This window comes from Kribbella sp. NPDC050820, assembly GCF_040653975.1.
Taxonomy (GTDB): domain Bacteria; phylum Actinomycetota; class Actinomycetes; order Propionibacteriales; family Kribbellaceae; genus Kribbella.
Window position 1 is genome coordinate 83,950 of record NZ_JBFAHB010000032.1, and the last position, 11,699, is coordinate 95,648.

General features: G+C 69.4%; 10 protein-coding genes. 4 read left to right on the forward strand and 6 right to left on the reverse strand.

Annotated features, from left to right (window positions below; genetic code table 11):
• Nucleotides 1-2: 2 nt before the first annotated feature.
• The gene (locus AB0H36_RS25675) at nucleotides 3-2,264 is read left to right on the forward strand and encodes an FdhF/YdeP family oxidoreductase (RefSeq protein WP_360528308.1); all 2,262 of its coding nucleotides are present in this window, start codon (nucleotides 3-5) and stop codon (nucleotides 2,262-2,264) included.
• Here AB0H36_RS25675 and AB0H36_RS25680 read toward each other — a convergent pair.
• Complete coding sequence (locus AB0H36_RS25680) at nucleotides 2,239-3,402, reverse strand: MFS transporter (RefSeq protein ID WP_360528311.1); 1,164 nt, start codon at nucleotides 3,400-3,402, stop codon at nucleotides 2,239-2,241. The two genes, AB0H36_RS25675 and AB0H36_RS25680, sit on opposite strands and share 26 nt — an antisense overlap.
• Nucleotides 3,403-3,515: 113 nt before the next feature.
• Between AB0H36_RS25680 and AB0H36_RS25685 the strand changes: the two genes are divergently transcribed.
• Nucleotides 3,516-4,055 (forward strand): CGNR zinc finger domain-containing protein, encoded by a 540-nt coding sequence (locus tag AB0H36_RS25685; protein WP_360528314.1) that lies wholly within the window; start codon nucleotides 3,516-3,518, stop codon nucleotides 4,053-4,055.
• Here AB0H36_RS25685 and AB0H36_RS25690 read toward each other — a convergent pair.
• From AB0H36_RS25690 to AB0H36_RS25700, 3 genes are all read right to left on the reverse strand, one after another.
• Nucleotides 4,018-4,704, reverse strand: a complete 687-nt coding sequence (locus AB0H36_RS25690; RefSeq protein WP_360528317.1) for a uridine kinase — start codon at nucleotides 4,702-4,704, stop codon at nucleotides 4,018-4,020. The genes AB0H36_RS25685 and AB0H36_RS25690 overlap by 38 nt on opposite strands.
• Before the next feature lie 70 nt (nucleotides 4,705-4,774).
• On the reverse strand, nucleotides 4,775-6,964 hold the full coding sequence (locus AB0H36_RS25695) for an MMPL family transporter (protein ID WP_360528320.1): 2,190 nt from the start codon (nucleotides 6,962-6,964) through the stop codon (nucleotides 4,775-4,777).
• Between the two features lie 229 nt (nucleotides 6,965-7,193).
• A complete protein-coding gene (locus AB0H36_RS25700) occupies nucleotides 7,194-7,730 on the reverse strand; it encodes a YgjP-like metallopeptidase domain-containing protein (RefSeq protein WP_360528323.1) in 537 nt (178 codons plus the stop codon).
• 523 nt (nucleotides 7,731-8,253) lie between these two features.
• On the opposite strand from AB0H36_RS25700, the gene AB0H36_RS25705 reads away from it, so the two are divergent.
• Both AB0H36_RS25705 and AB0H36_RS25710 read left to right on the forward strand, forming a co-directional pair.
• Complete coding sequence (locus tag AB0H36_RS25705) at nucleotides 8,254-8,412, forward strand: DUF5679 domain-containing protein (RefSeq protein WP_012922897.1); 159 nt, start codon at nucleotides 8,254-8,256, stop codon at nucleotides 8,410-8,412.
• A 130-nt stretch (nucleotides 8,413-8,542) separates the two neighbouring features.
• Nucleotides 8,543-9,856: an AarF/ABC1/UbiB kinase family protein gene (locus AB0H36_RS25710; protein ID WP_360528326.1), complete on the forward strand. Its 1,314-nt coding sequence runs from the start codon at nucleotides 8,543-8,545 to the stop codon at nucleotides 9,854-9,856.
• On the opposite strand, the gene AB0H36_RS25715 is transcribed toward AB0H36_RS25710, so the two are convergent.
• A complete protein-coding gene (locus AB0H36_RS25715; RefSeq protein WP_360528329.1) occupies nucleotides 9,853-11,307 on the reverse strand; it encodes an MFS transporter in 1,455 nt (484 codons plus the stop codon). The genes AB0H36_RS25710 and AB0H36_RS25715 overlap by 4 nt on opposite strands.
• 86 nt (nucleotides 11,308-11,393) lie before the next feature.
• Nucleotides 11,394-11,561, reverse strand: coding sequence for a hypothetical protein (locus AB0H36_RS25720; protein WP_360528332.1), 168 nt, complete (start codon nucleotides 11,559-11,561; stop codon nucleotides 11,394-11,396).
• Between the last annotated feature and the right edge of the window lie 138 nt (nucleotides 11,562-11,699).

The following is an 11,699-nucleotide window of genomic DNA, read 5'->3' on the forward strand; positions in this document are numbered from 1 at the left end:
ACATGGTCGATATCGAACAGCCGAAGAAGAAGGCCGCCGGCGTCCCCGCGGTGCTTTCGTCGTTCAAGTTCGGTTTCCGCGAGATGGGCCCGGTCCGGACCGGCAAGGTCTTCCTGAAGATGAACCAGGACGGCGGCTTCGACTGCCCGTCCTGCGCCTGGCCCGACCCGGACCACAAGCGCAAGCACGCTGCCGAGTTCTGCGAGAACGGAGCGAAGGCGGTCGCCTGGGAGGCCACCCGCAAACGGGTGCCACGGGACTTCTTCGCGAGCCACTCGGTCGACCAGCTGAACCAGATCTCCGAGTTCGAGCTCGGGAAGCTCGGCCGGATCACCGAACCGCTGCTGCTCCGGGCCGGCGCCACGCACTACGAGCCGGTCGGCTGGGACGAGGCGTTCCAGGTGGTCGCGCGGCACCTGAAGGGCCTCGACGACCCGAACGACGCCGTCTTCTACACCTCGGGCCGGACCAGCAACGAGGCCGCGTTCCTCTACCAGCTCTTCGTCCGCGCCTACGGCACGAACAACCTGCCGGACTGCTCGAACATGTGCCACGAGTCCTCCGGTACGGCGCTGACCCGGGTGATCGGCAGCGGCAAGGGCGCGGTGACGCTGGAGATGCTCGAGCAGGCCGAGCTGATCGTGGTCGTCGGCCAGAACCCGGGCACCAACGCGCCCCGGATGCTCAGCCACCTGGAGATCGCCAAGCGCAACGGCGCGGACATCGTCTCGGTCAACCCGCTGCCCGAGCCGGGCCTGATGAACTTCAAGAACCCGCAGCGCCCGGGCGGCTGGGTCGGCAAGGGCACCCCGCTGGCCGACCAGCACCTGCAGATCCGGATCGGCGGCGACCAGGCTCTGTTCCTTGCCGTCGGCCACCTTCTGCTCGAGGTCGAGGCTGAGAACCCGGGCACCGTGCTGGACAAGGCGTTCATCGACTCGCACACCAGTGGCTTCGAGCTCTACGCCAAGCACAACACGGAGCTCGACTGGGCCGCAGTCGAGCTGGCCACGGGGCTTCGCCGTACCGAGATCGAAGAGTTCGTGCAGCGGTTCATCGCGTCCAAGGCGACGGTGATCTGCTGGGCGATGGGCCTGACCCAGCACCGGGAGGCGGTCGCGACGATCAGCGAGATCGTCAACGTGCTGCTCCTGCAGGGCAACATCGGCAAGCCCGGCGCGGGCCCGTGCCCGGTGCGCGGGCATTCGAACGTTCAGGGCGACCGCAGCATGGGGATCTGGGAGAAGATGCCGGATGCCTTCCTGGACCGGCTCGACCGGGAGTTCACGTTCGCTTCGCCGCGCGAGCACGGCGTGGACGCAGCCGGCACGGTCAAGCGGCTGCGGGACGGGACGGTCCGGGTGTTCGTCGCGATGGGCGGGAACTTCGCCTCCGCGACGCCGGACACCGAGGTGGTGCACCGCGGGCTGCGGGAGTGTGACCTGACCGTGCACGTCGCGACCAAGCTGAACCGCTCGCACACCGTCACCGGCCGCGAGGCGTTGATCCTGCCGACGCTCGGACGGACCGACCACGACCACACGCCTGCCGGTCCGCAGTCGGTGACGGTCGAGGACTCCCAAGGCGCGGTCCACCTGTCCACCGGCAACCTGATCCCGCCGGCGCCGGAGATGAAGTCGGAGATCGGGATCATCTGCGGGCTCGCGCAGGCCGTCGTACCGGCCGTCGGCGAGATCCCGTGGGCGGACTTCGCCGACGACTACAGCCTGGTCCGGCAGCGGATCGGGCGGGTGGCCGACGGGTACGAGGACTTCGAGGACCGGCTGCGGGCGAACGAGGGCGGGTTCCTGCTGGCGCACGCGGCGCGGGACCGGCGCGAGTTCCGGACGTCCGACGCGAAGGCGCAGTTCACCGCGAACGACCTGAGCTGGCTGCCGACCGAGCCGGGCCGGCTGTTGCTGCAGACGATGCGCAGCCACGACCAGTTCAACACCACGATCTACGGGCTGGAGGATCGCTACCGCGGCGTGCACGGGACCCGCGAAGTGGTCTTCGTGAACCCGGACGACCTGGCCGAGCTGGGCTTGAAGGACGGTGCGTACGTCGACATCGTCAGCGAGTTCGAGGGTGTCGAGCGACGGGCCGCCGGGTTCCGGCTGGTCTCCTACCCGACCGCGCGCGGGTGCGTGGCGGCGTACTACCCGGAGACCAACGTCCTGATGTCCGCCGACGACCTGGCCAAGGGCAGCAACACCCCGGTCGCCAAGGGTCTGACGGTCAGGCTGGAGCCAGTCTCTTCCTGAACCACGGCTGCGTTGCGGCCAGCACGACGGCCGTCGCTGCGCTGACCAGCCATAGTCCTTCGGGGCCGAAGGACTCCAGCAGGCGCGTCACGGTGAGGGGCGCGATCGCGGTCGCGATACCCCAACTGAGCCCGAAGACGGCGAGGTACCGGCCGCGGGCGTGGTCCGGCGCGAGCCCGGAGGCCAGCGTGAGGTAGCGGGTCAGGAGGAACAGTTCGCCTAGGCTCCACAGCACCGTGGCCGCCAGGAAGACGGTCAGGCTGTGCGCGAACGCGCTGACCACCAGACCGATGGCGACCAGGGCGTAGCCGATCGTCAGCGCGCGGAAATCGTCCAGGTGCTGCACACGGAGCAGGCGTTGGGCAACGATCAGGGTGACTGCCGAGACGGCGAGGATGAAACCGGTGCCGGACTTCGGCAGGCCCTGTTCGAGCAGGGTGAGCGGGATCCCGATCACCAGTTGCATGTAGATGGTGGCGAACACCGTGCCGCCGGCGAGCAGGAGCAGCAACCGGCGATCGCGCCACACCGCCGTGACGGTCGCCCGCTCGCTGTCTCGTCGTACGTCGGCCGGCAGTGCGCGGGCGACGAGGATCGCGCAGGCTGCGCAGGTGGCGGCGTCGGCGACGAACAACCACCGCAGGTCCCAGTGACTCAAAGCCGCGGCGAGGAGACCGGCGAGTACTCCGGCGGCCGCCATCGCGGCGCTGAGCAAGCCGTACGCCGCCGGCCGGTCAGCAGGATCGGTGACGTCGGCGATCGTTGCCTGGCTGGGCGGTTCGTAGATCTCGAAGACCAGACCGAGCAGGAGAGTGGCGAGGATCGCGGACCAGAGCTGGTGGGAGACCGCGATCCAGGTCTGCGCGACGGCGCAGCCGGTCAGGCCGAGGACGATCGTACGGCGACGTCCCAGCCGGTCGGCCAGTTGGCCGCCGAGCAGCCGGGACGGGATCGTCGCCGCTCCGAACAGCGCCAGAATCAGCCCTGTCTCACTCAGCGAGGCGCCGAACTCGACCGTCAGCACCACTCCGAGGAACGGCAACGTGAACGCGCCGATCCGGTTCACGGCCCGGGCCACCACGAGCACCCACACCGCTCCCGGCAGCCGTGGACGAACCACTTGGGCTGCGATGCTCATGGGCGATCTCCTCCTGCGTGACTATCTAAAGCGGTATGGTTAGTCACGCGAGATCGACTGTACGGAGAATGCATGTGACCGGTCAAGTGTCTTTTGATAGTCACACGCGCAGCGTGCTGGCTGCTGCGGTGGAGTACGTGAACCGGTTGACGCCCGGCTATTCCGGCGGCTCGCCCTTCGCCGCGCCCACCGATGCAGCGCAGGCTGTCGGGGATGCGCTGACCGCGATCGGGTATCCGCGTCCCGACGTACCTCGGGCCGACGCGGAGCGACTCGTCGAGCTGGCCGGCCGGATGCGGATTGTCTTCGAGGCGGCGCAGTCAGACGACTTCGACCAGGCGGCCACGGAGGTCAACGCGCTGCTGCTCGACACCAACGCGCGCCCGCAGTTGGACCGCGGCCGGGAGCGGCCCTGGAGCCTGCACTTCCACGGACCGAACGACGAACTCGCCAACGGCTGGGCGGCCGGATGCGCGGCCGGTCTCGCGATCGCCATCGGCAGCGACCTCGGCGGCCGCCTCGGCGTCTGCGCGGCGCCTCAGTGCGACCGCGTCTTCGTCGACGTCTCGCGCAACGCCCAGCGCCGCTTCTGCTCCCCCCAATGCCAAAGCAGAGTCAAAGCCGCAACCCACCGAGCCCGCCGACAAACCTGACCTCGGCCGGATCCTGGTTGTCGAGCAAGATTTCGGCCCGGGCCTGAGGTTGCACCTGCGCAACGTAGAGCTTCTCGCCCGGAATGTACTTGGTGCGGTACCGATGCTCAGCCGCCTCGGCCGACGGCATCCAGGCCTGATCCCGGGCGATGCCGCGACGAAGCACTTCGTCGAACGTGACGTCCACGTAGATCCGCAGATCCCAATGAGCATCGAGCTCTGGCCGCTGCAGGAATGCTCCGTCGACCAGCAGCACGGCATCCTCGGCCGCGACCGCTGCCGGCCGGTCGAGCACGATCTGAGCGGAGGGGTCCATCAGGCCGGTCGTGTACCGGCGATCGCCCCGCGGCCCGAGCGGAGTCAGCAGCCGGTCGCGGATCGCCTCGTTGTCCCAGGTCTCGAGGTAGTACCCCTCCGGCGAGTCCACCGGGTACGACGTCCGCAGCTCGACCGCACGCTTGAAGTAGTCGATCCCCACGCGGATCACCTCGCGTTCGGTGCGATCCCGCAGTACCTCGGCCAACTCGTCGGCAAGGGTCGTCTTGCCCGCCGCCGAACACCCGTCGATCGCGACCCGCACCGGATGCGGACGCTCCACCGACAGCACCAGGTCCGCCAACTTCCCCAACGTCTCGGCCCGCTGCGTCACGCTGCCTCCTCGTCCGACAGGCGAGCGCCCCACCATAGTCTGGTGGGGCGCTCGCGTCGTAGCGGAATTGTCAGCCGACTGGGGTGAGCTCGCGCTCGTCCTCGGTCGGAGCCGCCGGGGCGGCGTGCTTGGGTTCGCGGCCGCGGAGCCACTTCGGAGCCCACCAGTTCGCGTTGCCCAGCAGGGTCATGATGCTCGGCAGGACGACCGCGCGGATGATCGTCGCGTCGATCAGGATCGCGACGGCCAGGCCGACGCCCAGCTGCTTCATGTCCAGCGTGCTCAGCGTCGCGAACACCGCGAAGACACCGATCATGACCGCCGCCGCGCTGGTGACCACACCCGCGGAGCTGGTGATGCCTTCGGCAACGGCCTGCCTGGTCGGCACCCCGCGCAGCACCGCCTCACGGATCCGGCTGACGACGAACACGTGGTAGTCCATCGACAGGCCGAACAGCACCACGAAGAGGAACAGTGGCAGCCACGAGACCACCGCGCCGTTCGAGCGGAAGTCGAGGATCCCTTCGGCCCAGGTGTTCTGGAACACCGCCGTCACTACCCCGTACGCCGCGCCCGCGCTCAGCACGTTCAGGAAGATCGCGGTCAGCGCGACCACCACCGACCGGAACGTCACCATCATCACGATCATCGTCAGCAGCAGCACGAACCCGATCACCAGCGGGAGCTTCGACTTCGTGTGCGCCGCGTAGTCGACGTCCGCGGCCACGAAGCCGCCGACGGCGTACTCGACACCCGGCACCTTGCCGACCGTCTCCGGCATCAGCTCCTTGCGCAGCTTGGTCAGCGAGTCGCGCGCCTCCTGGCTTCCACCCTCGTACGGCGTGGCGACCTCGACCACCGTGACCGTGCCGTCCTTGGAGACCCGCGGCTCCTCGAGCCCGTCCTGGGCGTAGAGCTTGTCGTTCTGCGTGCGCTTGCTCAGCTCGGCCAGCGCGGCCGCCACGGCCGGCTGCTGGTTGGCTGGAGCACGGACGGCGACCTCGTGGCTGGTGCCCGTGCTCGGGAAGGCCGCGGTCAGCCGGTCGTACGCCTTCATCACCGCGGTGTCGCGCGGCAGGTCCTCGGTGCCCGGGAACTTCAGCGTCATCCCCAGCGCCGGCGACGCAACCGCGAGCAGCGCGGTCACCGACACCAGTAGCGTGGCCACCGGGTGCTTCAGCGCCGGCTTCAGCACGGCCGGCCAGAACTTCGGCTTCCCCTTGCTCGCAGTCAGCCGCCACAGGAACGGGATCCGCGGCCGGTCCACCCAGCGACCGAGCTTCGCCAGCACGGCGGGGAGCACGGTCAGCGAACCGACGACGGCCACGGCGACGACCAGGATCGAGCCGACCGCGAAGGACGAGAACACCGCGTCACGGGCCAGGAACAACCCGGCCATCGAGATGATGACTGCCATGCCGGAGACCACGACTGCGTGCCCCGAGGTGGCTGCGGCGATCTCGACCGCGTCGACGTGACCCCTGCCCTTGGCGCGTTCCTCACGTTCGCGGCGTAGGTAGAAGAGCGAGTAGTCGACGCCGACCGCCATACCGATCAGCAGGATGACGCTGTTCACCGCGTCGACGGCTGGGACGAGTTGGGACGCAGCCGCGGAGAGACCGATCGCGGCAGCGACGGCGGACAGCGCGAGCACCAGCGGCACACTCGCCGCGATCAGCGCGCCGAACGCGACCAAGAGAATGGCCAGTGTCACCGGCAGGCTGAACATCTCCGCACGCTTGAAGTCCTTGCCGAGCGTCTCGTCCAGAGCCTTGCCGATGGACAGGCCGCCGACCTCCTCGATCCGGAGGTTCGGATACTGCTGCTGGACCTGGGCGGTGGTGTCGAGCAGCGGCTGCACACGGTTGTCATCGGTTCCGTCCTTCAGGGTGACCCTGACGATCAGGGCGTCCTTGTTCGGCGACGGCATCGGCTGAGCGACCTCCGCGACCCCACCGAGGGCGCGCATCCGCTGGATCACCACACCCGCCGCCTTGGCCGCCTCGGCCTGGTCGAGCGTCCCGGACGGCGAGGTGATCAGCACGCTCTCCACGTCCGGGTCGGCGAAGTTGCCGGACTTCACGATGTTGTCCGCGCGGGTCACCTCGCCGATGTCACCGTCGCCGTCGGACTCCTTGGTTCCGGTCACCGAGCCGACGGCGAAACAGGCGATCACCACGACCACCCACATCGCGATCGCCCGCCACGGATGGGTGGCACTCCAGCGCGCCATCCGCACCGTGATCTGTCCCCTGGCCATACATTCCCTGCCCCTCTGCGCCCCCTCCGGCGCCCCACTCAGCGCACCTGGCGTGGCGCTGGCTACAGGTCAAAAGCCTGGTCGCAGGAGGGTGGTCGCCACCATGCAGGAAGCCACCGAGTTCACCCTGAGGGAAACCCCACCCCTCCCCTGCGGGAAACCACACCGCCGTAGGGGGAGCGCCCTGCAGGAAACCACGCCGTGAGGAGCCGGGTGCGCAGGGTGGTGCTCAGAAGTCGTCGAGGTTCAGGGAGGAGGCGGCCGAGACGCCTTCCAGGTAGCCCTCGGCGCGCTCGGCCTTGGGGTAGCGGTGGACCAGCGCCCAGAAGGCGGCGTTGTGGGCCGGCTCGACCAGGTGGGCCAGCTCGTGGATCAGGACGTAGTCCACGACCCAGCCCGGCATCGCCTGCAGCCGGGTCGACAACCGGATCGACCGGTCCGCCGGAGTGCAGGAGCCCCACCGTCTGTTTTGGTTCGAAACCCACCTCACAGACGCAGGTTCGGGCACTTCCGGCAGATGACGACACGCGAGTTCGTGTGCTCTGGCCAACAATTTTTCGTCCGACACGCGGGATCGGCTGCGCTGCTTGTCCAGCCGCGCCAGCATGGTCTCGACCCAGCGCGCCTCCTCGGCGGCGGACAGCCGGTCGGGCATCAGCACGACCACCCGCTCCCCGTCCCGGTACGCGCTGACGGTCCGCTTGCGCCGCTTGCTGCGGCGGATATCCACGTACGGCGGGATCGGGCGCGGTGGAGAGTCGGCCATGGCTCAGAAATGTACCCCCCGAATCCGACAACTTTCTTGCGTCCACATCCTGTGAATCGACGTTTCCGCAGGTCAGACGCCAGATCTTGAGCCGGCCGATCCCGGTTGTTCACATCCTGTTCCCCTGCCCGTCCACAGTGCACGGCGGCGCGTCCCACAGGTTGCACACAGGGTTATCCACAGGGGTGGACAACCGGCCCTTGCCTGCGCCGCGCGCGCCTCCTAGCGTCAGGGTCAGCAGGCTCCCGGACCGCCTCCGGGGCCGTTCGGAGGGGAAGCCGAGCGGTTCCGAAGGCGACGCCCCGGGAGCCTGCTCTGCGCTGGCAGACAGCTCGGAAAGGGCTTCCCTAGGGTCATCCCAGCGGCGCTCGGACGGGGAGGTGCGCTTGAGCGTGCGCCTGGCTGCCGTAGGGTGAATCCCGACTGGGCCGAACGGCCTACGGCAGGACGGTCTGCCGTTAGCATCCACGACTGCCTGGGGTGAGAACCCCGGGCTGAAATTCAGAGCAAGGAGAGGGCCCTCATGGCAGAGACCTGGAGCGGCGAGTTCTACTGCGTCAAGTGCAAGGCCAAGCGCACCGCCGACGGCGAGGTCAAGGTCAACGACAAGGGCACGCGCATGGCCAAGGCCAAGTGCCCCGAGTGCGGTACGAACCTGAACCGGATCCTCGGCAAGGCCTGACGCACCAAGTCGTGGGGCGGTGCCCGGCACACCCGTGCCGGACGCCGCCCCTCGTCCTTCCCGGAGGGCCGTCGGACCCGCCGGGCCACCCGGCCGGGGCCGGGCTTGGGCGACCGGACAGAATGGGAGGGTGTCGGACCTCCCTCGTAAGGCGCTGAGCCGGACCGCGAAACTTGCCAGCCTGCCGCTCGGCGCCGCCGGGCGAGCCACGGTCGGGCTGGGCAAGCGGATCGGCGGTGCACCCGCCGAGACCGTGATCGCCGAGTTCCAGCGCCAGACCGCCGACCGGCTGTTCGCCGTCCTGGGCGAGCTCAAGGGCGGCGCGATGAAGTTCGGGCAGATGCTCAGCCTGATGGAGTCGGCGATGCCGGAGGAGCTCGCGGCGCCGTACCGGGCGACGCTGACCAAGCTGCAGGACTCCGCACCGCCGATGCCGGCGTCGACCGTTCACACGATCCTGTCGCGCGAGCTTGGCCGGCGCTGGCGGGACCGGTTCGAGGAGTTCGACGACCTGCCCGCCGCGGCCGCGTCGATCGGCCAGGTGCACCGCGGCACGCTGAAGGACGGCCGCGAGGTCGCGGTCAAGCTGCAGTACCCGGGCGCCGCCGAGGCGCTGCGCGCGGACCTGCGCCAGCTCGGCCGGTTCGCCCGGACGTTCGGCACGCTGGTCCCCGGGCTGGACATGAAGCCGCTGGTCGCCGAGCTCCAGGAGCGGATCGGCGAGGAGCTCGACTACGACCGCGAGGCGCAGGCCCAGCAGCAGTACGCCGACGCCTTCAAGGGCCACCCGGAGTTCGTCGTCCCCCGGGTCATCAAGCACTCCCCCAGCGTCATCGTGTCGGAGTGGATCGAGGGCCGGCCGCTGTCGTCGTACATCACCGACGGCACCAAGCAGGAGCGGGACGAGATCGGGCTGAAGTACGTCCGGTTCATGTTCAGCGGCCCGAGGCTGGCCGGCCTGCTGCACTCCGACCCGCATCCCGGGAACTTCCGGGTGATGCCGGACGGCCGCCTCGGCGTGGTCGACTTCGGGCTGTGCGCCCGGCTGCCGGACGGGCTGCCGCCGGCGATCGGGCGGCTGCTGAGCATCTCGCTGGCCGGTGACGGAACCGCGGTCCGCGACGGCCTGCGGGCCGAGGGGTTCATCAAGCCCCGGATGGAGATCGACCCGGACCAGCTGATGGACTACCTGCGGCCGTTCGCCGAGCCGGCCCGGACGGAGACGTTCCAGTTCAGCCGCGCCTGGATGCGCGAGCAGGCGAACCGGACCAGCGACTTCCGCAGCCCGAACGCGTCGCTGGCGCTCAAGCTCAACCTGCCGCCGTCGTACCTGCTGATCCACCGCGTGTGGATCGGCGGCGTCGCCGTACTGTCCCAGCTCGAGGCCGAGGCGCCGTTCCGCTCCGTCCTGGACGAGTTCCTCCCGGGCTTCACCCGCGACTAGGGCTGGTCAAGCGCAGGCACTGACCGGAGCGTGCGGGCCAGCAGGATGCTGACGACGGTCAGGGCGACCGCAGTGATCCCAGCCGCCGCGTGCAGACCGTCGGTGAAGGCCTCGCGAGCAGCATCCAGTACGGCGGTCGGCGCTTCGGCGAGCGAACTGCCGCCCTGCCCGTCCATCTGGCTGCGGTACGTCGCAGCGACCACGCTGCCCAGTACGGCGATTCCGAGCGAGTAGCCGAACTCGTTCGAGGTCTGGGTCAGCGCACCAGCCGCGCCGGCCTTCTCCGGCGGCACCGACCCGATCACCAGGTTGGTGCCCAGCGTCACCAGCGGCGCAGCGCCGATGCACTCCACGGCGAACGCGACGACCAGGACGGCAGTCGACTCCGCCTGGCTCATCACCGCCATCCCGACGACCGTGAACGCGATCCCGCCGGGGATCAGCACGCCCGGGCGGATCCGGCGGGCCAGCCGCGGCGCCAGCTGGAACGCCACCGTCGACGTCACCATGCCCGGCACCAGCGCGATCCCCGCGGCCAGCGGCGTCATCCCCTGCACCAGCTGGAAGTACTGCGCGACGAACACCATCACGCCGCCCGACAGCATCGAGTACGTCATCATGCTGCCCAACGTCACCGCGAACGTCCGGCGGGTGAACAGCCGCACGTCGACCAGCGGGTCAGCAAGCCGCCGCTGCCGCCGTACGAACAGCACACCGAACACCGCGCCCACGACCAGCCCGCCGACGGCCGTCGTACTCACGCCGTGCGAGGCCAGCTGCTTCAGCCCGTGCACGGCCGGCAGGATCGCAGCCAGCGACAGGACCACGCTCACCAGGTCCAGGCGGCCCGCCTGCTCGTCGCGGAACTCCGGCAGCAGGAACGGCCCGACCGCCAGCAGGACCGCCATCGCCGGGACGCCGATCAGGAACGCCGAACCCCACCAGAAGTGGTCGAGCAGCACCCCGCCCAGCACCGGGCCGACGATGGCGCCCACCGTGAAGCAGCCCGCCCAGACACCCAGCGCGGACGCCCGCTGCCGCGCGTCCGGGAACAGTGTCGAGATCAGCGACAGCGTGCACGGCGCGATCGCCGCACCTGCGATCCCGAGCACGGCCCGGGCACCGATCAGCATCTCCGGACTCGTCGAGTACGCCGCCACCACCGAAGCGACCCCGAACACCGCAGCGGCGGCCAGCAGCAGCCGGCGCCGGCCGATCCGGTCCCCCAGGTTGCCCATGGTGATCATCAGCCCGGCCACCATGAACCCGTAGACGTCCAGGATCCACAGCTGCTCGCTGCCGGTCGCGCCGAGCGCGGCGGTCACCGCGGGCACAGCCAGTAGCATCACGAACAGATCCAGTGACACCAGCAGCGTGGCGAGGCACAGCACGGCCAGCCCGATCCACTGCCGCCGGGTCGCCGTTCCGGCCGCGCTCTCGGTGACTGTCATTGATCCGGTCCTTTCGCAGGAGTTCTTGCTCTCACTCCTGCGTCGGACGGATCACCGCCGGATCGACACCCGGCCCGGAATTCGCCCTACCAGTAGACCGAGTCCAGCTTCCCCTCGATGTTGCGAACGTTCTCCCTGGTGCAGCGGTCGCAGTACACCAGCTTCCGGCCGTTCTCCACCGAGGTTCCCCAGGTCAGCGGCACCTCTTCGGTCTCTGCCTGCTGACCACACATCGAACACGTAGCTCTGATCACGCGCATCAGTGTGCACCTCCCCCACGCCGGTTCCCCCTCCGGCCTTCCCCCATCCACTATGAACTGGCCGAGGGGCGGCAGCCAGAGGGTGACGGCCCGCGGGGGGGGAGCTGGTGCAGCTGGGGTGCCAGCCCGGCG

What these genes read in the sequence shown, in the direction of transcription:
- AB0H36_RS25705 (WP_012922897.1), top strand. Translation starts at nt 8,254, where the DNA reads ATGGCAGAGACCTGGAGCGGCGAGTTCTACTGCGTCAAGTGCAAGGCC.
- AB0H36_RS25675 (WP_360528308.1), top strand. Translation starts at nt 3, where the DNA reads ATGGTCGATATCGAACAGCCGAAGAAGAAGGCCGCCGGCGTCCCCGCG.
- AB0H36_RS25695 (WP_360528320.1), bottom strand. Translation starts at nt 6,964, where the DNA reads ATGGCCAGGGGACAGATCACGGTGCGGATGGCGCGCTGGAGTGCCACC.
- AB0H36_RS25680 (WP_360528311.1), bottom strand. Translation starts at nt 3,402, where the DNA reads ATGAGCATCGCAGCCCAAGTGGTTCGTCCACGGCTGCCGGGAGCGGTG.
- AB0H36_RS25715 (WP_360528329.1), bottom strand. Translation starts at nt 11,307, where the DNA reads ATGACAGTCACCGAGAGCGCGGCCGGAACGGCGACCCGGCGGCAGTGG.
- AB0H36_RS25700 (WP_360528323.1), bottom strand. Translation starts at nt 7,730, where the DNA reads ATGGCCGACTCTCCACCGCGCCCGATCCCGCCGTACGTGGATATCCGC.